This is a genomic window from Pseudomonas sp. MIL19, assembly GCF_028680365.1.
In the GTDB taxonomy this organism is placed as follows: Bacteria; Pseudomonadota; Gammaproteobacteria; order Pseudomonadales; family Pseudomonadaceae; genus Aquipseudomonas; species Aquipseudomonas spirodelae.
This window is the reverse complement of record NZ_JAPPVG010000005.1, coordinates 60,168-83,589: the sequence shown is the minus strand read 5'-3', so window position 1 is coordinate 83,589 and position 23,422 is coordinate 60,168. Positions and strand designations below refer to the sequence as shown.

21 protein-coding genes, 1 tRNA gene and 1 pseudogene are annotated in these 23,422 nt (G+C 60.0%); 4 read left to right on the top strand and 19 right to left on the bottom strand.

Annotated elements, in window-relative coordinates:
- Positions 1–172 precede the first annotated feature (172 nt).
- Positions 173–259, top strand: a tRNA-Leu gene (locus N1078_RS05710).
- Between the two features lie 104 nt (positions 260–363).
- Here the strand turns inward: N1078_RS05710 and N1078_RS19625 are convergent.
- From N1078_RS19625 to N1078_RS05645, 14 genes and pseudogenes are all read right to left on the bottom strand, one after another.
- The gene (locus N1078_RS19625) at positions 364–1,248 is read right to left on the bottom strand and encodes a methyl-accepting chemotaxis protein (protein WP_411912067.1); all 885 of its coding nucleotides are present in this window, start codon (positions 1,246–1,248) and stop codon (positions 364–366) included.
- Positions 1,222–1,482 (bottom strand): annotated as a pseudogene (locus N1078_RS19620) (HAMP domain-containing protein); the annotation flags it as partial. The gene N1078_RS19625 and the pseudogene N1078_RS19620, both read right to left, overlap by 27 nt.
- Positions 1,483–2,435: 953 nt before the next feature.
- Complete coding sequence (locus N1078_RS05700; protein WP_274087239.1) at positions 2,436–3,731, bottom strand: adenylosuccinate synthase; 1,296 nt, start codon at positions 3,729–3,731, stop codon at positions 2,436–2,438.
- A gap of 64 nt (positions 3,732–3,795) precedes the next feature.
- On the bottom strand, positions 3,796–4,983 hold the full coding sequence (locus N1078_RS05695) for an ATP phosphoribosyltransferase regulatory subunit (RefSeq protein WP_274087238.1): 1,188 nt from the start codon (positions 4,981–4,983) through the stop codon (positions 3,796–3,798).
- Between the two features lie 89 nt (positions 4,984–5,072).
- Entirely contained in the window at positions 5,073–5,168 is a 96-nt protein-coding gene (locus N1078_RS19615) for a DUF2065 family protein (protein ID WP_274087315.1), read from the bottom strand.
- A 139-nt stretch (positions 5,169–5,307) separates the two neighbouring features.
- Positions 5,308–6,177 (bottom strand): protease modulator HflC, encoded by an 870-nt coding sequence (gene hflC / locus N1078_RS05685; protein WP_274087237.1) that lies wholly within the window; start codon positions 6,175–6,177, stop codon positions 5,308–5,310.
- The gene (hflK, locus tag N1078_RS05680; protein WP_274087236.1) at positions 6,177–7,334 is read right to left on the bottom strand and encodes an FtsH protease activity modulator HflK; all 1,158 of its coding nucleotides are present in this window, start codon (positions 7,332–7,334) and stop codon (positions 6,177–6,179) included. Before hflK ends, hflC begins: the two co-directional genes overlap by 1 nt.
- Positions 7,335–7,430: 96 nt before the next feature.
- The gene (gene hflX, locus N1078_RS05675; RefSeq protein ID WP_274087235.1) at positions 7,431–8,732 is read right to left on the bottom strand and encodes a ribosome rescue GTPase HflX; all 1,302 of its coding nucleotides are present in this window, start codon (positions 8,730–8,732) and stop codon (positions 7,431–7,433) included.
- Between the two features lie 14 nt (positions 8,733–8,746).
- Positions 8,747–9,007 carry an RNA chaperone Hfq gene (gene hfq, locus N1078_RS05670; RefSeq protein WP_274087234.1) on the bottom strand — a complete coding sequence of 87 codons (261 nt, stop codon included), beginning with the start codon at positions 9,005–9,007 and terminating at the stop codon, positions 8,747–8,749.
- 100 nt (positions 9,008–9,107) lie between these two features.
- Positions 9,108–10,085, bottom strand: coding sequence for a tRNA (adenosine(37)-N6)-dimethylallyltransferase MiaA (miaA, locus tag N1078_RS05665; RefSeq protein ID WP_274087233.1), 978 nt, complete (start codon positions 10,083–10,085; stop codon positions 9,108–9,110).
- Between the two features lie 36 nt (positions 10,086–10,121).
- Positions 10,122–11,999 (bottom strand): DNA mismatch repair endonuclease MutL, encoded by a 1,878-nt coding sequence (gene mutL / locus N1078_RS05660; protein ID WP_274087232.1) that lies wholly within the window; start codon positions 11,997–11,999, stop codon positions 10,122–10,124.
- Positions 11,996–13,426, bottom strand: coding sequence for an N-acetylmuramoyl-L-alanine amidase (locus N1078_RS05655; RefSeq protein ID WP_443218089.1), 1,431 nt, complete (start codon positions 13,424–13,426; stop codon positions 11,996–11,998). The genes mutL and N1078_RS05655 overlap by 4 nt, the downstream gene beginning before the upstream one ends.
- Positions 13,427–13,433: 7 nt before the next feature.
- Positions 13,434–13,901, bottom strand: a complete 468-nt coding sequence (gene tsaE, locus N1078_RS05650) for a tRNA (adenosine(37)-N6)-threonylcarbamoyltransferase complex ATPase subunit type 1 TsaE (RefSeq protein WP_274087230.1) — start codon at positions 13,899–13,901, stop codon at positions 13,434–13,436.
- Positions 13,889–15,388 carry an NAD(P)H-hydrate dehydratase gene (locus tag N1078_RS05645; protein ID WP_274087229.1) on the bottom strand — a complete coding sequence of 500 codons (1,500 nt, stop codon included), beginning with the start codon at positions 15,386–15,388 and terminating at the stop codon, positions 13,889–13,891. The genes tsaE and N1078_RS05645 overlap by 13 nt, the downstream gene beginning before the upstream one ends.
- Positions 15,389–15,448: 60 nt before the next feature.
- On the opposite strand from N1078_RS05645, the gene queG reads away from it, so the two are divergent.
- Complete coding sequence (gene queG / locus N1078_RS05640) at positions 15,449–16,531, top strand: tRNA epoxyqueuosine(34) reductase QueG (RefSeq protein ID WP_274087228.1); 1,083 nt, start codon at positions 15,449–15,451, stop codon at positions 16,529–16,531.
- Here the strand turns inward: queG and N1078_RS05635 are convergent.
- The 3 genes from N1078_RS05635 to N1078_RS05625 form a co-directional block, all read right to left on the bottom strand.
- Positions 16,522–17,142, bottom strand: a complete 621-nt coding sequence (locus N1078_RS05635) for a trimeric intracellular cation channel family protein (protein ID WP_274087227.1) — start codon at positions 17,140–17,142, stop codon at positions 16,522–16,524. The genes queG and N1078_RS05635 overlap by 10 nt on opposite strands.
- Before the next feature lie 130 nt (positions 17,143–17,272).
- A complete protein-coding gene (gene orn / locus N1078_RS05630) occupies positions 17,273–17,815 on the bottom strand; it encodes an oligoribonuclease (protein WP_274087226.1) in 543 nt (180 codons plus the stop codon).
- A 40-nt stretch (positions 17,816–17,855) separates the two neighbouring features.
- Positions 17,856–18,629 carry a class I SAM-dependent methyltransferase gene (locus tag N1078_RS05625; protein WP_274087225.1) on the bottom strand — a complete coding sequence of 258 codons (774 nt, stop codon included), beginning with the start codon at positions 18,627–18,629 and terminating at the stop codon, positions 17,856–17,858.
- Positions 18,630–18,748: 119 nt separating this feature from the next.
- On the opposite strand from N1078_RS05625, the gene rsgA reads away from it, so the two are divergent.
- Complete coding sequence (gene rsgA, locus N1078_RS05620) at positions 18,749–19,780, top strand: small ribosomal subunit biogenesis GTPase RsgA (RefSeq protein ID WP_274087224.1); 1,032 nt, start codon at positions 18,749–18,751, stop codon at positions 19,778–19,780.
- A 121-nt stretch (positions 19,781–19,901) separates the two neighbouring features.
- On the opposite strand, the gene motB is transcribed toward rsgA, so the two are convergent.
- Complete coding sequence (gene motB / locus N1078_RS05615) at positions 19,902–20,912, bottom strand: flagellar motor protein MotB (RefSeq protein WP_274087223.1); 1,011 nt, start codon at positions 20,910–20,912, stop codon at positions 19,902–19,904.
- 8 nt (positions 20,913–20,920) lie between these two features.
- On the bottom strand, positions 20,921–21,772 hold the full coding sequence (gene motA / locus N1078_RS05610) for a flagellar motor stator protein MotA (RefSeq protein WP_274087222.1): 852 nt from the start codon (positions 21,770–21,772) through the stop codon (positions 20,921–20,923).
- 118 nt (positions 21,773–21,890) lie between these two features.
- Between motA and N1078_RS05605 the strand changes: the two genes are divergently transcribed.
- A complete protein-coding gene (locus tag N1078_RS05605) occupies positions 21,891–23,405 on the top strand; it encodes an HDOD domain-containing protein (protein WP_274087221.1) in 1,515 nt (504 codons plus the stop codon).
- Positions 23,406–23,422: the final 17 nt, after the last annotated feature.

Here is a 23,422-nt window from a genome sequence, read left to right as displayed (position 1 = left end):
GCCTATTGAAGCGCGAAACCACTGTCCAGGTCAGCACAGCACACAGAATAAAATATTTTAACAACAGGGGTTTACAAGTAAAAACACGATCCGTATTATGCGCGCCACAACGACGGGAAACGAAGTTAACCAAGTTGTAGTTGATAGCAAATAAGCAAGTTTTGCAATCAATGCCCAGGTGGTGAAATTGGTAGACACGCCAGCTTCAGGTGCTGGTGACCTTACGGTCGTGGAAGTTCGAGTCTTCTCCTGGGCACCAATTCAAAAAAACCGAGCCACTGGCTCGGTTTTTTATTGCCTGCGATTTAATCAATCACGACGCAACCATTCGGCGAGCGCCAGAAGCGCCCGCCTTGAATCGGTTTAAACGCGAAACTGCCCCAAGCTGGCCTTAAGCCTCTTCGCCAACCCATCCAACACACGTCCACTGCTCGCCGTCGCCGCTACAGCCTCCGCCGCCCGCTGCGCCTCGACATGAATCACCTCGACGCGACCACGCACAGCATCAGCACCGGCAGCCTGATGCGCCGCGGCCTCGGTCGCACCATTGATTGCACCATGCACCTCCTCCACCGCATCGCGCACCGATTGCTGCACCTGCGCACTTTCGCGCAACGCCGCCAACCCCTGATCAGCTTGCCTACCCGCCTGACCAATCGCCTCAACAGCCTCGCGCGCACCCAACTGCAACGCACCTATATGGGCCTGGATATCTCCGGTGGACTGCTGCGTCTTACTGGCCAACGCTCGCACCTCATCGGCCACGACAGCAAAACCGCGCCCGCTCTCGCCTGCTCGCGCAGCCTCAATTGCGGCATTCAGAGCAAGCAAATTAGTCTGCTCGGCAATTGAACGAATCACCGTCAACACCACCTCAATCTGCTCGCTTTGCTTGGCCAGCCGCTCGATCACTGCCGAGCCCGCTTCTACACGCCGCACTAACTCTTCGATTGAACCACCCACACGCTGGGCAATCGCAGCGTTCTCATCCGCCGCCTGACGAATCGCCCCGACACGCTGTAACGCCTCACGCATGGCCTGACTTTCTGCCTGCGCTTCACCCGCCATTTCCGCCAAAGCCTGCAGACTACCCGCCACTTCATCGCGCTGACGCTCCGCCGCCGACTGCGCCGCGGCACTGCGCGAAGCCAGATGGGCAATTTCCTGCCCGGTTAACGACGCCACCTCACCCGCCTCGCGCACAATCGGCTGCAGCTTGGCGACAAAGCGATTGACCGCCGCCGCCATGTCGCCAATTTCATCTCGGCTGTTGAGCTCCACCCGGCGAGTCAGATCCCCCTCGCCCGCCGCCCAGTCATTCAGCACCGCAATCAAGGTATGTAGCTTGCTGACCACTCGCTGCCCCAGCACCAGCGCCAACACCAGCAGAATCACCAGCGCCACCACCACAAGCCCCACACTGATATTCCAGCGCAACCCGGCCGCCGCCTGCCGCACCACCTCACGACTGCCCCGCTGCATAGCTTCAGCGGCATCACGAGCAACACTCAAACGTGCCGCCAAGGCCCCTGCACTGCTGCTAGCCGCACCACTCAGGCTGTCGGAAACCAACTGCCCACTACTGCCGATCAGCTCGACGAAACGCGCATCCAGCTTCGCCAACTCGTCATCCACCGATGCCGTGGAAACCCCGAGCAAAACCTTGCCGATATCCGAGCCCATCGGACTGATTGCAGCCTCGGCGATGTATACACCGGGATCATTGGCGGCAGCCTGCAGCACTTTATCCAGCGCACCACTGCCTTCGCCCTTGGCCAGCAGCGCCCGCACGCGCGAGTCCTGGCGATTGAGGTGACGCGTAAGGCGCGCGCCCTGCGCATCGAGATACACCGCAAACAGCACGGCCGGATTGCGGTGCGCGCCGCGCACCAACTCGGTCAACGCCGGCACATCAGCATCCCAAATCGCCTTGGGCGCAACCGCTGACAACAACTGCGCCAACTCATCGGCAGAACGCTTAAGGTTGCTATCCAGCACCACACGGATCTGCCCCTGCTCTTCGCCCAATCGAGCGGAGAGGCCTTTGGCTAACTGCGCCTGAGTATTCGCCGAAAGGCTATTGAGCCCACCACTGACCTCCTCACCCGCCTTCGTCAACTCTTCCGCCAAGCGCGCCGTATCGGCCTGCATGCCGCTGGCCAGATCAGCCTCAAGCGCCGCCACCGTGGTGCGCGTCAACGCCACCGCCACCACAACCTTAACCAACAAGGCCACGCCCAGCGCCAGAAACACCGGCAGCAATAAACGACTGCGCAACACAGAAATAATGGCAAACACGGCAGACACTCCTGACAACGGTATTACCTATAACGGCGGGAACACTGACTTATGAAGGCCAGCCCAGATATTTTCCCCCGCACCAGAAACGACAAAGGGCCGCCAAATGGCGACCCTTTGTGCATTGCTCACGACTATCAGGCAAACGGATGACGCAACACAATAGTCTCGTTGCGATCCGGCCCGGTGGAGACGATATCGACCGGCGCACCAACCAATTCCTCCACGCGATTGATGTAAGCACGCGCAGCAGCCGGCAGCTCTTCCAGGGTTTTCGCCCCCAGCGTCGACTCACTCCAGCCCGGCATCTCTTCATAAACCGGCTGTAAGCCCAGGTAGCTATCGGCATCCGTCGGCGCATCAACCAACACAACACCGTTCTGGTCTTTATAGCCGACACAGATACGGATGGTTTCCAGGCCGTCGAGCACATCCAGCTTGGTCAAGCACAGACCCGAGATGCTGTTGATCTCGATGGCGCGACGCAGGATCACGGCATCAAACCAACCGCAACGGCGCGCACGACCGGTAGTGGAACCAAACTCATGACCGCGCTTGGCGAGGAACGCGCCAGTTTCATCAAACAGCTCAGTCGGGAACGGACCGGAGCCAACGCGTGTGGTGTAAGCCTTGGTGATGCCGAGGATGTAATCCAAGTACATCGGACCAAAACCGGAACCGGTCGCAATCCCGCCCGCCGTGGTGTTGGAACTGGTGACGTAGGGGTAGGTGCCGTGATCGATATCCAGCAACGAACCCTGAGCGCCCTCGAACATGATGTCCTGACCCTCACGACGCATCTCGTGCAGTACCGCCGTCACGTCGGTCATCATCGGCTTGAGCAGCTCGGCGTATTCCATGCACTCGTCGAGCGTCTTCTGGAAGTCGATAGCCGGCTCTTTGTAGTAATTGACCAGCACGAAGTTGTGGTAATCCAGCAACTCGGCAAGCTTGACGGCGAAACGCTCCGGGTTAAACAAGTCGCCAATGCGCAGACCGCGACGCGCCACCTTGTCTTCATAGGCCGGGCCAATGCCACGCCCCGTGGTGCCAATTTTGTCATCGCCACGCGCCTTCTCACGCGCCTGATCAAGGGCCACGTGATATTGCAGGATCAGCGGGCAGGAAGGACTGATACGCAGACGCTCGCGCACCGGCACGCCCTTCTCTTCCAGCTTGAGGATTTCACGCATCAGCGCATCGGGCGCCACCACCACGCCATTGCCGATCAGGCATTGCACGTTTTCGCGCAGGATGCCGGAGGGGATGAGGTGCAGAACGGTCTTCTCGCCGTCGATCACCAGGGTGTGGCCAGCATTGTGACCACCCTGATAACGCACAACAGCTGCAGCCTGTTCGGTCAGCAGGTCGACGATCTTGCCCTTGCCTTCATCGCCCCACTGGGTGCCCAGGACTACGACATTCTTACCCATAACACTAACCCTCTTCGCAAACTGGATGCCGGGCACTGCCGGCGGAAACTTTTGGTACGGACGCTTAAGCTGTTAGCTCAGCCAGCTGCCAGCGACCATCACGCAACAACAGCTGACGATCACAACCTGCCACCTCGGCATCAGCCGCGGCCTGCCCAGGCAGCGCCTGAACCACACGCTGGCCGCCCTGACGCAAACGCTGAATGGCTTGCCACAAAAACACATCATGGTTATCTGGCGCCCAGATACCAGCCGGCACATCACCCAGCTGCATCTGCCCCAGGCTGACCAGGGTTTTCAGGTCAGTGGAGAAGCCTGTTGCCGGACGCGCGCGGCCAAAATCGGCACCGATGTCGTCATAGCGACCGCCCTGAGCAATGGCATAGCCAACACCCGGAACAAAGGCCGCAAACACCACACCGGTGTGATAGTGATAGCCGCGCAGCTCGCCGAGGTCGAAGTACAGCGGCAATTCCGGATAGCGCAAGCTCAGCGCATCGGCAATCGCCATCAGCTCGTCTAGCGCGGCATGCACGTCGTCGGGCGCATCGACCAAGCAGGCCTGAGCCAGATCCAACACCTCACGCCCACCGCACAGTTCGCTGAGCGCGCGCAGCATCTTGCGCAGGTCATCCGGCAGGGTTTCGGTCAGCTCGGCAACTTCATCCATCGCCTTGCGCTGCAGCGCATCGAACAACTGCTGCTCAACTTCGCCAGACAGCGCAGCGGCACGCGCCAAACCACGGTAGATACCCACATGACCAAGGTCCATATGCACATCCGGCACGGCCGCCAGCTCAAGGGTATTAACCAGCAGGCTAATCACCTCAACATCGCTGGCCGGGCTGGCATCGCCATACAACTCAGCACCCAGCTGAATCGGGCTGCGCGAAGTGGTCAGCGCACGCGGCTGAGCATGCACCACACTGCCGGCGTAGCACAGACGACTCGGCCCCTCGCGACGCAAGGTATGCGCATCAATGCGCGCCACTTGCGGCGTGATATCGGCCCGAAAGCCCATCTGCCGCCCGGACAGTGGATCGGTCACCTTGAAGGTACGCAAATCAAGATCTTGGCCGGCGCCAGTGAGCAGCGACTCAAGATATTCGATGTGCGGCGTCACCACGAACTCATAGCCCCAGCACTGGAACAGATCCAGCACCTGACGGCGCGCCACTTCAATACGCCCCGCGTACGGCGGCAGTACTTCTTCGATGCCATCTGGCAGCAGCCAGCGGTCTACCGTTGCCATTTCGCCATTCCCCTCTTGGATCGAGCAGCACAAGCGTTCAGTGAAGCCGGTAAGGACAGTTGTTCCCAGCAATCTGCTGGCCAACCCGATCAGACGCAGCTGTCGTTTACAGACAACTGCGTCAGTTGTAAAAGCGTGTCACGCCAAAGGCGCGTCCCCAGGAAGGGCAGGATGCCCTCTAGCATCAGCACAAGACACAATGCGATGACCAATTCCTGCCACATGCTTCCCACAGACGCAAAAAAGCCGGGATTTCCCCGGCTGCCGCATCATACCACGTTTTCAATAAGGATCACCCCGGCGGCTGCCCGCCGGGGTGATGACTTAGGGCTTAGATTTCTCGAGGTAACGGAAGAAGTCACTGCTCGGGTCCAGCACCAGCACATCACGCTTATCAGCGAAACTTTCGCGATAGGCTCTCAGACTGCGATAGAACGAGTAGAACTCCTGATCCATACCATAGGCCTTGGAATAGATTGCAGCAGCCTGGGCATCACCCTCACCGCGCAATTCTTCGGCCTGACGGTAGGCGTCCGCCAGCAACACGCGACGCTGACGATCCGCATCGGCACGAATACCTTCAGCCAGCTCACGACCTTTGGCACGGTGCTCACGCGCTTCACGCTCACGCTCCGAACCCATACGATCAAAGACGCTGCGGTTGACCTCTTTCGGCAGATCGATGGCCTTAACGCGCACATCCACCACCTCGATACCCAACTCCTTCTGCGCAGCCCGATTCAAGGACGCCGTCACGTCAGCCATCAAGGCATCACGCTCACCCGACACCGACTCATGCAGGGTGCGCTTACCGAACTGGTCACGCAGCGAAGCCTCAAGACGACGCGCCAGGCGCTCGTCGGCAATCTGCTTAATACCCGAGGTCGCGGTGTAGTAGCGCTCAGCATCCAGTACACGCCACTTGGCGAAGGCATCAACCATCAATGCTTTCTTTTCCAGCGTGAGGAAACGCGAGCTTGTGGAGTCCAGCGTCAGCAAGCGCGCATCAAATTTACGCACTTGGTTGACGTATGGAATCTTCACATGCAGACCTGGCTGCACATCAGGCTGAACGATACGACCGAACTGCAGCAGCACCGCCCGCTCAGTCTGCGCCACGATATAGAAGCTGTTCCAGGCGACGATCGCCAGCACCACACCAACAATCAGGGCAATCAGTGATTTATTGCTCATCAGCGACTCTCCCTTGTACGCAGCTCAACCTGGCGCGGATCAATACTTACACGCGACCCTGCATCCGACGCACTCGCCGAACCGGAGATAGAGCTAGGGGCAGACGCGCTGCGACCATCGATCATTTTGTCCAGCGGCAGGTACAGCAGGTTGTTTTGGCCTTTATCACCCGTTACCAGCACTTTGCTGGTGTTGGTCATCAGCTCTTGCATGGTGTCCAGGTACAGACGCTCACGCGTCACCTCGGGCGCCTTACGGTACTCGGTGACCAATGCAGTGAAGCGATCCGCCTCACCCTGTGCGCGCGAAACCACTTCATCACGGTAACCGCTGGCATCCTCAATCAGACGCTGCGCCTGACCACGGGCCTCTGGCACTACACCATTGGCGTAGGTTTCAGCTTGGTTCTTCTCACGCTGCTCGTCTTCACGGGCACGGATCACGTCATCAAAGGCTTCCTGCACTTCACGCGGCGCAGCTGCGCTCTGCAAGTTAACCTGAGTGACTGCGATACCGGTGCGGTAGTTGTCGAGGAACCGCTGCAAGCGCTCCTTAACCTCACTGGCCATCAACTCACGCCCTTCGGTCAGCACCTGATCCATCTCGGTGGAGCCCACCACATGGCGCACGGCACTGTCAGTGGCATGCTGCAGGCTGATTTCGGGCTGGTCGACGTTGAGTACGAAATCTTGCAAGTTGCTGATCTTGTACTGCACGGTCAACGGCACTTCGATGATGTTCTCGTCCTCGGTCAACATCTGCCCCTGCTTGCTGTAAGCACGCTCGCGGGTGACGTTTTCCTGGAATTTGCGATCAATCGGCGGAAAATAGATATTCAGGCCCGGACCGACTGTTTCGTAGTACTTGCCGAAGCGCAGCACGACTGCCTGCTCCTGCTCATCAACGACATAGATCGCGCTGTACAGCCAGACTGCAGCAAGCAAGCCAAGGCCCACGAACAGCAGGCCGAAACCACCACCACCGCCTGAGCCAGCTTCGCTGCCTCGTTTTTTGCCGCCACCGAACAGCCCATTCAGGCTCTCTTGCAGCTTGCGGAAGGCCTCATCGATATCCGGCGGCCCCTTGCGATCACCGTTCTTACGGCCACCCCATGGGTCCTGATTATTCGAGTTGCCACCCGGCTCATTCCAAGCCATAGCGCTCTCCATCTGATAAAGCAAAGACGCACCCACGGCGCGTCAGCCAATGCTACAGAATGCATGCACCCAGCGGCAAAGTCGCTGGCGCAGGCTTTATTGCAAAGTGTGTTGCTCAATAAATTCTTGCGGTTCGAGCCCAGCACGGCTGACCAGCCGGTTCAGCTCGATACGCGGCAAGCGCACCGCCAGCAGGCTACTGCCATCCTCACTGTACGACTCGCTCTGCACCACGCCCAAATCGAAAAACTGCGCACGCATGCGGGCAAGCCGTTGCGGCAACTGCAATGTACCGACAAACAGGTCATCACCCAACAGCTCCGCTATAGCCTGACGCAATAACGGCAACCCGCGCCCATCACGCGCCGACAACCAGACCCGCTGCGGCTTACCATCGGCATCACGCTGAATCTGTGGCTCCACGCCTTCCAGCAAATCAAGCTTGTTGTAGACCTCAAGCATCGGCAGATCCTGCGCACCGATCTCACCCAACACAGCAAGCACCTGCTCAATCTGCTGATCACGCTCCGGCTCATGGGAGTCAATTACGTGCAGCAGCAGATCGGAATTGCTCGATTCTTCAAGCGTCGCGCGGAACGCCTCGACCAGCTTGTGCGGCAAATGACGGATAAAGCCCACGGTATCGGCGAGCACAATCGGGCCCAGATCATCTAGATCCAGACGACGTAGAGTCGGGTCAAGGGTGGCAAACAACTGATCGGCCGCGTAAACCTCCGAGGAGGTCAACGCATTGAACAGCGTCGACTTGCCGGCGTTGGTGTAACCCACCAACGATACAGAGGGAATGTCCGCACGCTGCCGCCCACGACGGGCTTGATCACGCTGGCTACGCACTTTTTCAAGCTTCTGCTTGATCTGACGAATGCGCACCCGCAACAGACGGCGGTCAGTTTCTAGCTGGGTCTCGCCCGGGCCGCGTAGACCGATACCGCCCTTTTGCCGCTCAAGGTGAGTCCAGCCTCGCACCAGCCGCGTACTCATGTGATCAAGCTGTGCCAGCTCGACCTGCAACTTGCCTTCATGAGTACGTGCGCGCTGAGCAAAAATGTCGAGGATCAGACCGGTACGGTCCAACACTCGACATTCGAAAGCACGCTCAAGGTTGCGTTCCTGGCTCGGCGTAAGCACGTGGTTGAAAATAACCAGATCCGCCTCACAGGCCTTGACCTGGTCACGCAACTCTTCAACTTTGCCACTGCCGATCAGGTATTTGGCCGTCAGCCGATTACTCGGAATGCTGAAAAACGCAACAGTTTCAGCGCCAGCGGAAAGCGCCAGCTCCTGAAACTCCTGCGGATCTTCACGCGCCTCGGAGTTTTGGCCGTCCAGATGCACCAGGATAGCTCGATCCCCACCTTCATGACGCTCGAAGAACAATACAGCCTCCTAAATCAGGCGTTACCAAGTTCAGCTTCAGCTTGTTCAGTTTCACTTGCGCTCGGCAGACGCACCGGGCGGCTAGGCACCACGGTAGAAATGGCGTGCTTGTAAACCATCTGGCTGACAGTGTTTTTCAGCAAAATCACGAACTGGTCGAAAGATTCGATTTGGCCTTGCAGCTTGATACCGTTAACCAAATAAATAGACACCGGGACGCGCTCTTTACGCAAGGTGTTCAGGTAAGGGTCTTGTAGCGAATGCCCTTTTGACATGTGCCGCACTCCTTTAAGGATCAATTTTCAATAATTTAAGTAAACAAACCAACGGCTCAAAGCCGTCATACCCCAAGGATAGACGGCCAGCGGCAATATCTCAGGTCAATATGGAGACCGCTGCCAAGTATTTCAAGGCACGCGGCAGATTGTTGCAATCAGCGCTATCTAACCAATGCACATCTTGCTGCCAACCACGTAACCAGGTGAACTGTCGCTTGGCCAGCTGGCGCGTGGCGATAATGCCGCGCTCCTGCATTTGCTCAGCGTCAAGGTTGCCGTCCAGAAACTCCCAGACCTGCCGATAGCCCACTGACCGTATAGACGGCAAGCCAACGTGCAAGTCACTTCTTTGATGCAGAGCTTCGACCTCGGCAACCAGCCCCTGTTCCAACATCAAACGAAAACGCAGGGCAATTCGCTCATGTAACAGCTGCCGTTGCGCCGGAGCGATAGCCAATTGCGCGACAGTATAGGGGAATTGCCCGCTTATCGATGCGCCACTGACAGTATTTTCTGCAGCCTGGCGCCGGCGATGAGCGGTCATACTTTCACCGCTCACTTGATATACCTCAAGGGCACGAATCAAGCGCTGCGGATCATTGGGGTGGATGCGTGCCGCCGACTCAGGGTCAACAGCACACAACTCGGCGTGCAACGCCTGCCAGCCTTCAGTTTGGCCGCGCGCCTCGAGCGCTGCGCGCAACGGGGCATTGGCGCTGGGCATTTCAGCCAGCCCCTCAAGCAGCGCCTTGAAATACAGCATGGTGCCGCCCACCAGCAGCGGAATACGCCCGCGCGCAGTGATTTCGGCCATCGCCGCCAACGCGTCATGGCGAAACTCGGCGGCCGAATAACTTTCGGCCGGGTCTCGAATATCGATCAAACGATGGGGAAACTCGGCCAACGTCGCCTTATCCGGCTTGGCCGTACCGATGTCCATGCCACGATAGATCAAAGCGGAGTCCACGCTGATCAACTCACAGGGCAGCACCCGCGCCAGCTCAATAGCTAGATCGGTCTTGCCGGCCGCCGTCGGCCCCATCAAAAAAATCGCCGGAGGCAGACGCTCAGACATGCTCAAAAAATCTCTAAATAAAAGGACGCAACAACTTTAACGGCCGCGCAAGAACAGCTTATCGAGGTCATCCATGCCCATCTGCGTCCAAGTTGGACGCCCATGATTGCATTGACCACTGCGCTCGGTACTTTCCATGTCGCGCAGCAAGCCGTTCATCTCTGGCAGGGTTAGCCGTCGATTGGCACGCACAGCACCGTGACAGGCCATGGTGCCCAGCAGCTCATTGAGGTGCGCTTGAATACGATCGGTGGTGCCGTATTCAAGCAGGTCACCCAGCACATCCTGTACCAGGCGAGTGGCCTCGGCCTGTTTAAGCAATGCGGGTATCTGACGAATTGCCAGGGTTTCCGGGCCCAAGCGTTGCAGCTCAAAGCCAAGCCGCTGGAACCACTCGGCATGTTCTTCAGCACAATCAGCCTCACGCTGGCTCACGGCAATCGACTCTGGCACCAGCAACGGCTGGCCGCGCAGACCTTCACTGGCCATGGCCACTTTCAGCCGCTCATAGGTAATGCGCTCATGGGCCGCATGCATATCCACCACCACCAGCCCCTGAACGTTCTCGGCGAGGATATAGACACCTTTGAGCTGCGCGATGGCGTAGCCCAGCGGCGGAATATCACCTTGCTCCTCAGGGAGCGCAGCCGGTGTCGACGCAGTGGCCATCGGCGAGAAAAACTCGCGATACGCGCCCTGAGCTTCAGCTGCGGGCAAAGCGGCCTCCGGACGAGAACCCTGATAGCCAGCCCCCGGCGAACGCCAGACCGACGCACTGGGTGTCGACTGCAACAGACTGGCCGCTAAGCCGATTTCACCTTGCGGGCCAAACTCGCCAGCGGCCTGGCCGCTCGGACGCACCATCTCGCTGACCGCCGCCGGGGCAGCCAACTGATCTTCAGGGCGCACTTCGCCTAACGCACGGTGCAAGGTGCCATAAAGAAAGTCATGCACCATGCGCCCATCACGGAAGCGCACCTCATGCTTGGTCGGGTGCACATTGACATCGACCACCGCCGGATCGATTTCCAGAAACAGCACAAAGGTCGGATGGCGGCCATTAAACAGCACATCGCGGTAAGCCTGGCGCACCGCATGGGCAACCAATTTGTCGCGCACCATGCGACCGTTCACATAGAAGTACTGCAGGTCGGCCTGGCTCCGCGAAAAGGTCGGAAGCCCTACCCAGCCCCACAGGTGCAGACCATTGCGCTCGATATCGATCGGCAGCGCTTGCTCCAGAAATGCCGCGCCACAAACCGACGCCACCCGCCGCGCGCGCGTAATTTCATCCGGGGCCTCATGCAAACCGAGGACAGTCTTACCGTTGTGACGCAGATGAAAAGCCACGTCGAAGCGCGCCAGCGCCAAGCGTTTGATCACTTCCTGCAGGTGGTCGAATTCAGTCTTTTCGGTTTTGAGAAACTTGCGCCGCGCCGGGGTGTTGAAGAACAGGTCGCGCACCTCCACCGAGGTGCCGACCGGGTGCGCGGCTGGCTGCACCCGCGGCTGCATGTCGCGCCCTTCGGTTTCCACCTGCCAGGCCTGCTCAGCCCCTTCGGTGCGCGAAGTCAGAGTCAGGCGCGCCACCGAGCTGATCGAGGCCAACGCCTCCCCCCGAAAGCCCAGACTCATCACCTGCTCAAGGTCTTCCAGCTCGCGGATCTTGCTGGTGGCATGGCGCGCCAGCGCCAGCGGCAGGTCATCTGAAGAGATGCCGCTGCCGTTGTCACGCACCTTGAGCAGCTTGACACCGCCCTGCTCGACATCAACTTCGATACGTTTGGCACCGGAATCCAGGCTGTTTTCCAACAGCTCCTTGATCACCGAGGCCGGACGTTCAACCACCTCACCGGCAGCAATCTGGTTGGCCAACCGCGGACTAAGCAGTTGGATACGCGAAACGTCACTCATGGCTGTGCAGCCAGAGCGGTAGCTGGAATCTGGATACGCTGCCCCACTTTGATCACGTCACTTTTAAGCGAATTGGCACTACGCAGCACCGCCAGGCTGACCTGATAACGCTGAGCAATCAGCGCCAGACTCTCACCCGAGCTCACAACATGCTCACGCGGCCCGAGGGCGATTTTGCCGTTATCGCGTAGCCAGGCTACGTACGTACCGGGCGGCGGGTTTTCATGGAAAAACTGCCGCACGCCACTGACGATCGAGCGGCTTAGGGCCTGCTGATGGCTTGCACTGGCCAGTTTGCGCGCTTCATTAGGGTTGGAGATAAACCCGGTCTCCACCAGGATCGAGGGAATATCCGGCGATTTCAGCACCATAAAGCCTGCCTGCTCCACGCGACGCTTATGCAGCGGGGTGATGCGCCCCATATTGCCCAGCACCTTGTTGCCGACGTTGAGACTGGACGACAGCGAGGCGGTCATCGACAGGTCAAGCAATACACCGGCGAGCATGCGGTCCTTATCATCCAGGCTGACGTTACCTGCACCACCGATCAGGTCGGACTGGTTTTCCGAGTCAGCCAGCCAGCGCGCGGTTTCCGAGGTGGCGCCGCGATCTGACAAGGCATACACCGAGGCGCCGAAGGCCGCTGCCCGCGGCGCGGCATCGGCATGGATAGAGACGAACAGATCGGCGCCCTTCTTGCGCGCAATCTCGGTGCGCTTACGCAGCGGGATAAAGTAGTCACCCGTGCGCACCAGCTCGGCGCGGAAGCCTTTCTCGGCATTCACCTGGCGCTGCAGTTCTTTGGCAATTGCCAGGGTCACATGCTTTTCAAACTGACCTTTGACTGGCGACAGCGCACCCGGGTCTTCACCACCATGCCCCGCATCGATGGCAATCACGATATCGCGCTTGCCATTCGGCACCGGCGTCAGCTTGGGCGGGGCCTGCGTCGGCGTTACTGGCAACTGAGGCGCGGTAGTCACGGCGGTGGCCGGCAGGCTTGGCGCCGCGCCGCTCTCCTGATCAAACAGGTCGACAACCAGACGATGGCCGTACTGCTGATTTGGGGCCAGGGTAAAGCTTTTCGGCGTGACCGCAGCCGACAGGTCAATGACCACGCGCAACTCTTCGGGGGTTCGCTGCGCCGAGCGCACACCGGTGATAGGCGTATTGCTTAGAGCCAGCTGATTAAGGTTAGTGGCTAACTTGGCGCCATTTACATCAATAACGATGCGATTTGGCGCAGAAAGCTGAAACACGCTGTGCTGTACCGGGCCAGACAAGTCAAACACCAGACGGGTGTTATCCGGTGCACGCCAGAGCCGCACACTGCGCACATCCGAAGCGGCCATTACATTGGCGGCCAAGCCGACCAATACCACTCCAACTGCGATGAAACGCGCGCTTATGCGCATAGCCAACCCCATAATTGATTCATGCCCTGACGGCCAAAGCGGCACACCAGGTGGAGCCGCGCTCACCTTGCGCCTGCAAACGCAGCGCGCGGCCGGCCCCATGCGGACTAATGGTAATATCCAGGTCAGCCTTTGGCAAAACGCCCGCACCGCGCTGCGGCCATTCGACCAGGCATAGCGCATCGCCTTCGAAATAATCGCGGATACCCAGGTATTCCAACTCTTCGGCATCCACCAGGCGGTAAAGGTCGAAGTGAAAAGCCCGCACCGCGCCAATTTCGTAGGGCTCTACCAGGGTAAAGGTCGGACTTTTGACCGCTCCAACATGCCCAAGGCCACGAATAATGCCGCGCGACAGGGTGGTTTTACCGGCGCCCAGATCGCCATGCAGGTAGATCACCCCTTTACCGCCCGTCACCTCGGCGATCCGCGCACCCAGCACCAGCATCGCCTCTTCGTCGGCGGCAAACAGCTCTAATTCAGACACGCAGACTGCTCCTGCAATAATTCACGAATAACCGCACACAAATCACTGGCTGCCAAACCTCGGCCCTGCTGCGCCAAGCGCTCACCGGCACACGCATGCAGATAGACCGCCAACTGGGCCGCCGGCAACGCTGCCATCCCCTGCGCCAGCAGCGCACCAATAAAACCGGCCAATACATCACCTAGCCCTGCGCCAGCCATGGCCGGATGGCCACGATCACACAACCATAGGCCACCGTCCGGCGCGGCGATCAAAGTACCTGCGCCCTTCAGCACGCAAACCGCCTGATAGCGCTGCGCCAGCGCGCGAGCCGCCGCTGGGCGATCCGCCTGCACCTCGGCACTGCTGATACCCAACAAGCGCGCAGCCTCACCCGGGTGTGGCGTCAGCACCACGCCAACAGGTAACTGGACCACAGCTTGCGCCAGCAGGTTCAGCGCGTCGGCATCCCAGACCTGCACAGCATCACTGGCCGCCGCCGCCGATAACAGACTACGACCCCACGCACCTTGACCGAGACCAGGCCCCACCACCCAGACACTGGCATGAGCACCTAACGCCATTAATTGATTGGCCGACGCCACGCTGGCCGCCATGACTTCAGGCAGACGCGCCTGCGCGGCAGACACATGCTCGCCACGGGTCGCCAGACTGACAAGCCCAGCCCCTGCACGCAGCGCACTCTGCGCCGCCAGCAGGCCAGCACCGGCAAAGCCACGATCCCCGCCGACCACCAGCACATGCCCCAGCTGCCCCTTGTGCACAAGGGGCGAGCGCGCTACCAGGTGCGGCAAGCTGATTGGCGCCAGGCGCTGCGCGGCAAAAGCCTGAGCGGCCACCAGCGCGGGATCGGCCTGAAGGTCATCAAACTGCAACGCGCCCCGAAAATCCGCCGACTGGCCAGTGAACAGGCCCAATTTCAGCCCGATCAGGGTCACCGTCAGCTCTGCGCGCACCGCCTCACTCAACACCTGACCGGTATCGGCGCAGAGCCCGGATGGCACATCCACCGCCAGAACAGGCAAACCACTGGCATTTAGCAGTCGGATAACCTGCGCATACGGTTCGCGCACAGCCCCCTGTAAACCTGTACCGAGCAAGGCATCGAGCACAACGCCGCGCAGCTCGGCCTGCTGCTCCCATGACTGAATGGGCACGCCGGCAGCCCGCGCCTGATCACGCGCCAGCGCCGCATCGCCTTGCAACTGCGCGGGGTCACCGACCGCCAGCACCTGCACCTGCCAGCCCGCGCGAAGTGCCAGGGCCGCGACTAGGTAACCGTCACCTGCATTGTTGCCGCGTCCAGCCAGCACCGTCAGCACCCCGGCATCCGGCCAGCGCCGACGCAGGGCACGCCAGATGGCATGCGCGGCGCGGCTCATCAGCTCAAAACCTGAGGTGCCAGCAGCAATCAGCCGCGCATCCAGCTCACGCACTTGTGCGGCGCTGAACAGCGGCAGAGGAAGATTGTCAGGTGAATGCAGCATGCGCGGGCTCCGTTGTCTGGCAGAATTATACTCACCTCCGCTCCGGTTACCCGCCTTCATATGAACACTGACGCCCTCGACCTTGCCGCTCTCGCCCAGTCAATCAAAGACTGGGGCCGCGAGCTGGGCTTTCAGCAGGTCGGGATTGCCGACGTGCAACTGGGCGAGCACGAAGCGCACCTGCAGCGCTGGCTGGACGCCGGCTATCAGGGCGAGATGGACTACATGGCCGCCCACGGCAGCAAACGTTCACACCCAGAACAACTGATACCCGGCACCCTGCGCGTGGTATCGCTGCGCATGGACTACCTGCCCGGCGACACGCAGATGGCTCAGCAGCTTGCCCAGCCGGAAAAAGCCTACGTGTCGCGCTACGCCCTGGGGCGTGACTATCACAAGCTGATCCGCAAACGCCTGCAGCAGCTCGCCGAGCGCATCCAGCAGCAGATCGGCCCATTCGGTTACCGCGCCTTTGTCGACAGCGCACCGGTGTTGGAAAAAGCCATCGCTGAACAGGCCGGCCTCGGCTGGATCGGCAAGAACACCCTGGTACTCAACCGCAAGGCCGGCAGTTATTTCTTCCTCGGCGAACTGTTCGTCGATCTGCCGCTGCCGGTGGACCCAGCCCACACCAGCGAGCACTGCGGGCGCTGCACTGCCTGCATGGATATCTGCCCCACAGCGGCCTTTGTCGGCCCCTATGTGCTGGACGCGCGACGCTGTATTTCCTACCTGACCATCGAGCTCAAAGGTTCGATCCCTATTGAGCTGCGTGCGCCCATTGGCAACCGTGTGTTCGGCTGTGACGACTGCCAAATGGTCTGCCCGTGGAATCGCTTCGCCAAACCCACCGAGCAAAGTGACTTCCAGCCCCGCCATAGCCTAGACAATGCCGAGCTGGCCGCACTGTTCGGCTGGAGTGAGGACGAATTTCTCAGCCGCACCGAAGGCTCACCCCTGCGCCGCGCCGGCTACGAACGCTGGCTGCGCAACCTGGCGGTCGGCCTGGGCAATGCGCCCTCGACGATCCCGGTACTGGAAGCACTTAAAGCACGCCGCGAGCACCCCTCCGCCCTAGTGCGCGAGCATGTCGAGTGGGCACTCGACCAACATGCGCAGCGCGACCTAACACCTCAGCCCTGAGGATCGTCCCGATAGACGAATTTGGGCATCTCCCAGTGCAAGCGGATCGACAGCAACCTAAACAGCAGGCCACCGAACAGGCTGATCAGCAGCGACTGCTCGTTGGCCAGGCCTAGGTAGAGGCAGCCGAGAAAACACCAAGCGCAGGCGAACGACACGCTGGCATACAGTTCGCGGCGAAAAATCAGGGGCACGTCGTTGCAGAAGATATCCCGCAAAATGCCGCCGAATACGCCGGTAATAACCCCACTGACCGCTGCGATCAGTGGGCCGTGCCCCATGTCCAGGGCAATCTGGCAGCCAATCAGGGTGAAGGCCACCAGCCCCATGGCGTCCAGCACCAGAAACAGCGAGCGCAGATGCCGCATCAGGGGCGCGATAAACACCGTGACCAGCGCGGCGAAGGTGGTCAGCACCAAGTATTCGGGATGTTTGACCCAGGTCAGCGGGTAGTGCCCCAGCAGCATGTCACGCACCGAGCCGCCCCCCAGGGCGGTAATGCAGGCGATCAACGCCACGCCGAACCAGTCCATGCCGCGCCGCCCGGCCGATAGCGCACCGGTCATGGCTTCGGCGGTGATCGCTATGAGGTACAACACAGTCAGCAACATCGGTCAGCCCCTGCCAAAAGGCGCGCAGTCTACATGCCCGCGAAAGCATGCGGGCACCTAAAAACCACGACGCACGCTACGGGCAGACCGCTAGGCGCGTACAGGCGTTGCTTAATGCGCAGTCAACGCCCTAGACCTTGATGAAATGCTCGCGGTAATGACGCAGCTCAGCGATGGACTCGCGGATATCGTCCAACGCCTGATGCGTGCCTTGTTTCTGAAATGACTCTTTGACCTGTGGCGCCCACATCCCAGCAAGGATTTTCAGGGTCGACACATCCAGTGCGCGGTAATGGAAGTAGGCGTCCAAGTTCTGCATGTACTTACACAGGAAGCGCCGATCCTGGCCAATGCTGTTGCCGCAGATCGGTGACTTGCCCTTTGGCACCCATTGCTCAAGGAAGGCAATGGTCATGGCCTCGGCCTCGGCGGGACTGATTTTGCTCTCGCGTACACGCTGGGTCAGACCGCTGCCACCGTGAGTGCGGGTATTCCACTCGTCCATACCGGCGAGCAACTCATCACTCTGATGGACGGCGATGACCGGGCCTTCGGCGAGAATATTCAGGTCGCTGTCGGTAACGATCGTGGCCATCTCGATGATGACATCCGTTTCGGGCTCCAGACCGGTCATTTCCAGGTCGATCCAGATTAGATTCTGTGGGTTCTGCATGCGGGGATCCTCGGCTAAGGCCGACAGTTTAGCGAATAAATCAGCCGCGCATGCGCCACAGCAGCAGTCGCGAGTTACGCCAGTCGTGCAGCTCGATCAGCTGATCCGCTGACTGACCAGGCACCTCGAAGGTATTACTGATCAGCAGACTGCCAGCCGGCATTTGCTCGCAGGCCTGAACCCACAACGCTGACATGGGCGCAGGCGAGAGAAAGCAATACACCACATCGAATACAGACAAGTCCGTGCGCCAGAGGCTTTGATAGCGAACCTGACAATTACCCCGGCGCAAGGCGCGCAACCAAGCGATGGCAAAGGACAACGGCGCCGTTTCTACGCCAACAAAATGTGCCTGCGGGAACTGCCGGGCCAGGCTCAGTAGCATGCCGGCCGGACCACACCCCAGGTCGATAAAACGAAAATGCTCGGGCTGCTCGCGCAACACCTGCACCAGATGCTGCCGGGTGCCGGCACCGGTCAGGTATAGCGGCACCTGCTCGGTAAAACTGTTCCAGTTGAGCAGCAACACCAGGACAAACCCGCCCAGAAAAAACCAGGACGGAAGAGGAGCACCGCTCGCCAACAGTAACGCGGGCGCAAACAGCAGGTTCAACCAGCACCACCAGCGCGACAACCCCAGGTAGCGGGCCAGCGCGGCGGCGATCAACCCCTGGCTCAGCCCAACAGCCAGCCAAGTTGGCCGCCAGGGAGCCACCTGCGCGACCAGATACAGCGCCACGCCGACCAACAACGTCGCGCCCAGCTGCGCGCCTAAAGCCAACAGCGCCGGGTATCGCCGGACAACGCGCAGCATGCAGACTCCTGACCAGACCGACCAATAATGCGCCGCAGTGTAGCCGCGTCAGAAGCGCAATTGGCAGCCCGTGCTAGACTCGCGACCGTTTATTGCGCAATCCAACTCTCGGAAGACCCATGGCCAAACGCCAACTCAACCGCCGGCAAAACTGGCGTATCGAAAAAATTCAGGGCGAGCGTGCCGCCCGCGCCGCGAAGCGCGAATCGCAGGCTGTACAAATTCTCGAAGGTGGCGATTTAGGCCCGGAACAAACCGGTCTGGTAATCGCCCACTTTGGTGTGCAGGTCGAGGTTGAAGCACTGGACGGCGAACTGGCCGGCCAGGTATTCCGCTGCCACTTGCGCGCGAACCTGCCCACCATGGTGACTGGCGACCAGGTAGTGTGGCGCGCCGGCAACCAAGGCATTGGGGTCATTGTTGCGCAGCTGCCGCGCAGCACTGAACTCTGCCGCCCGGACACACGCGGCCAGTTGAAACCGGTGGCGGCCAACGTTGACCTGATCGTGATCGTCTTCGCCCCACTGCCCGAGCCACACGCCAACCTAATCGATCGCTATCTAGTGGCCGCCGAGCACGCCGGCATCCGCCCGCTGCTGCTGCTGAACAAGGCCGACCTGATCGACGAGCAAAATGGCATTGCACTAAACGCCATGCTCGACGTTTACCGCCAGCTGGGTTACCCACTGCTGGAAGTATCGGCGCATCACGGCAACGGCATGGAGCAGCTCAAGCAACAGCTCGATGGCAACGTCAGCGTTTTCGTCGGCCAGTCGGGGGTCGGCAAGTCATCGCTGGTCAACACCCTGCTACCGGATGTAGACACCCGTGTCGGGCCGCTTTCGGAGCTTTCCGGCCTCGGCACTCACACCACCACCACGGCACGCCTGTTCCACTTCCCCGGCGGCGGCGAGTTGATCGACTCCCCGGGGATTCGTGAGTTTGGTCTGGTGCACGTCAGCCGCGATGACGTTGAAGCCGGCTTTATTGAGTTCGGTGAGCTGATCGGGCAATGCCGTTTCCGCGATTGCAAACATGACCGCGAACCGGGCTGCGCCCTACTCAAGGCACTGGAAGACGGTCGCTTGCACCCACAACGCATGGCCAGCTACCGGCAAATCCTGGCGAGTCTGCCGGAAGCCGATTACTGAAAAATCGCCTGAGCGTTTTTTAACATCGCGCCGCGACGACCCGCAGGGTGGCCGCCAGGGATGGCAGGCCATCAACAAAAAAGGCCGCGAAGATTCGCGGCCTTTTGCTCACAGCGGCAACTCACTCAGCCGGCTGATCGAACTGCAGCACACCGTCTTCGAAAATATTCAGTCGTTCGCGTAGCTGCCCATCGGGTAACGGATCATCCGGTGCGCTAGGCGCGACTGCATCGGGCGCGCCAGGCGCGGCGGGTACATCGCCCGCACCGACATCACTCTGCGCGCCCTCAATGGCCCGCTGGGCCTTCTTCGTCAGCACCACAATATCGATACGCCGATTGACCGGGTTGAGCGGATTCTCGCGATCAAACAACGCCGACGAGGCATACCCCACGACACGCGCCACCTGCGTATCGTCATAACCACCGGCTACCAAAACTCGCCGCGCCGCATTCGCGCGATCCGCAGACAGCTCCCAGTTGCCATAACCACCGCGCCCAGCAAAGGGCTGAGCATCGGTATGACCACTGACGCTGATCTTGTTCGGTACCGCCGCAATGGTGTCCGTCATGGCCAGCAGAATATCCTCGAAATAAGGCTGCAGCTGCGCACTGCCAGAGGCAAACATCGGCCGGTTGGCAGCATCCATAATCTGGATGCGCAGACCGTCCTGAGTGATTTCGAAGAGAATCTGATCTTTGAAATTCTGCAGCTGAGGGTTCTCCTCAACTTTGTTTTGCAGCTCTTGCAGCAGCAACTCCAGGCGCTCACGCTCAACTTCCTCGGCTATCGACTCGGCTTGCTGCTGGTCGATTTCACCCTGCGCCTCACCGGCCGGGTCGTCGTCATCTTTTGCCTCGGGATTCAGGGTTTTATCCGGCGCCGGCGTGGGCGTGCCGCCAAGGTCGATCACATACGGGCTTGCACTCTCGGAAAAGCCGACAGGGTCTTGAAAGTAGCCGGAGATGAGTTTTTTCTGCTCTGGCGTGGCCGATGACATCAGCCACATCACCATAAAGAACGCCATCATCGCCGTGGCGAAGTCAGCAAAGGCGATTTTCCAAGCACCGCCATGGTGGCCGCCAGCAACCTTTTTGACGCGTTTGACGATGATCGGCTGATTGTTTTCCATGCAGCGCTCTAGCTCCCACGCATGGCTTGCTCAAGCTCAGAAAAGCTTGGCCGGTGCGCCGGAAACAGCACTTTGCGCGAGAACTCGACGGCCAGCGAGGGCGGCATGCCTGAAGCCGAAGCCACCAAGCCCGCCTTGATCGCCTCGTACACATTCAGTTCTTCCTTGGCATCGTGCTCCAGCGAGCCGGCCAGCGGCCCGAAGAAGCCATAGGACGCCAAGATCCCGAGGAAGGTGCCGACCAACGCGGTGCCGACCTTCTCGCCGATTTCCGCGTTATCCGCCTCGGCCAGGATCGACATGGTAATCACAATGCCCAGTACCGCCGCCACGATCCCCATGGCGGGCATTCCGTCGGCAATCTTCGCCACGGCATGCGCCGGGTGCTCGAGCTCTTCTTTGAGGCTAGCGATCTCCATGTCGAACAGCCCCTCAAGCTCGTGCGGGGCCATATTGCCGGACGACATGATGCGCAGGTAATCGCAGATAAAGGCGGTCATCCGCTGATCTTTGAGGATGCCGGGGTACTTGCTGAATATCGGGCTGGCGGCAGGGTCTTCAACATCGGCCTCGATGGCCATCATGCCTTCACGGCGACTTTTGTTGAGGATCTCGTACAGGAGCTTAAGCACATCCAGGTAGTAGTGATGAGTGAAGCGCGAGCTGAACATGCTCAGCGACTTCTTGAACACCTGCATAAACATGCTGCCGGGGTTGGCCTGCAGAAAGGCCCCCAATGCAGCGCCGCCAATGATCATCACTTCGAAGGGATGAACCAACGCCATAAATTTGCCGCCCGAAAGGATAAACCCCCCCAGTACGCTGGCGAATACAACAATGATGCCGATGATTTTTGCCATAAAGAGACACTTGCCAGAGAGGGTAGAAGGGGCTTTGCAAAACAACCCTTCTATTTATCGGAAGTTTTGCGCGAGACTATAGCCAGTTAAGGTCAAAAGCCAGCTTGTCTCAATACACATGCCTAAGCCCGTCCACCATCCGCGCAACCTGACAGACTGGCTCAAGCAGCTAGACAGCCAGCTATTGCCTGCCTCAACCGAGAGCCAGCAACAGCTGCGTCGCGCCCTGGCGGACAGTAATCGCTCGATGCGTGAACTGGCGGAGTCAATGCAAAGCTGCCCGGCTCTGGCACTCAGCGTCATGCGCGAGGCCAACCGCAAAAGCAGCGGGCTCAGCGAGCGAACCGAAAGCCTCGAAGCCGCTATCAGCCGTCTCGGCATCAAACGTACCGAAGAGCTGCTCAACCGCCTGCCCGCCTTGCCCGAACAGGCGCTACCAAAGGCACTCCGGCAGATTCTGCTGATCAGCCAACATGCCTGCCAGCAGGCGAACGGCCTGTTCGCCGGGCGCCTGGCGCGCCTGTGGCAGGAAGTGCACTGGGGCAGCCTGCTGTTTCTCTCCCCGATTTGGACCCTGCTGGCCGCCCACCCGGAACTGTTCGATAAATGGGAACAGCGGGTACTGGTCAACGGTGAAGCGGCGACCAAGGTTGAGCAGGAATTACTCGGCGTCCCTCTGCTAGAGCTATGCCTGGCACTGAGCGAGCAGTGGAACCTGCCAGAATGGATCACCCAGGGTTATCGCCTACTGGTCAACGACCGGCGCTTACTGGTCAAAGCCCTGCACATCGCCCGCGACAATCAACATCCACTGCACCAGCAGCAGTGCCTGGACTCGGATAGCAACCTGCGCCGCTGGCTAACCCTGCCAGCCAACAGCATTCTCCTGGCCAATGGCTTGGCGATTTCTGCACACTATGCTTGGAACAGTCCGCACAGCCTGCGCTGGCAGCGCCTGACCGGCCTATTCCTGCAACTGCCACTCGATAACGTGCAGCAACTGTTGCACCAGAACGCCGTCAACAGTGCCCGCCAGATGCCCAGTTCAGACCTCTGGCACCCGGCCGAAGCCTTGCTGTGGCCGTGGTCGGCGCGGCACCTGCAAGCAGCGGTCACACAACCCAGCACTGCACTCGTCAGCGCGTGGCGTCAGCATTGCGCACAACTGCTCGCTCAACCCAGCGCTTTTACCAATGTGCTGCAACTCACCGCCTGCGCCAATCAAGCCCTTCAAGCCTGCGGTATGCAACGCGTGCTGATCCTGCTGGCGGATCGCAACCACACCCGCCTAATCGCCCAACAGCAAAGTGGCCTAGACAAGGCAGCAGCCAGCCTCAGCCTCGACCCACAGCAAAGCCAGGTGCTGCGCCGCTTGCTGAGCGCCCCCGCGCAATTGAAGCTGAGCCCCGCCAACATCGCGCAGTTTTCCGCCCTACTGCCGGGCACGCTGAAAAACCTGTTCCCCAGCGAACACTTGCTGATTCGCTCAATCGCCAACAATAACCGCGTGGTCATGCTGATCTTCACCGACCAGGGTGGCCGGGCGCTGAGCGACACCAGCGTGCAGGGCTTCGGCAAAACCGTGCAATGCATTGAGCGCGCCCTCGCCAGCTTTGCCAACCGCGGGCGATAGGCTTTCCGCTACAATCC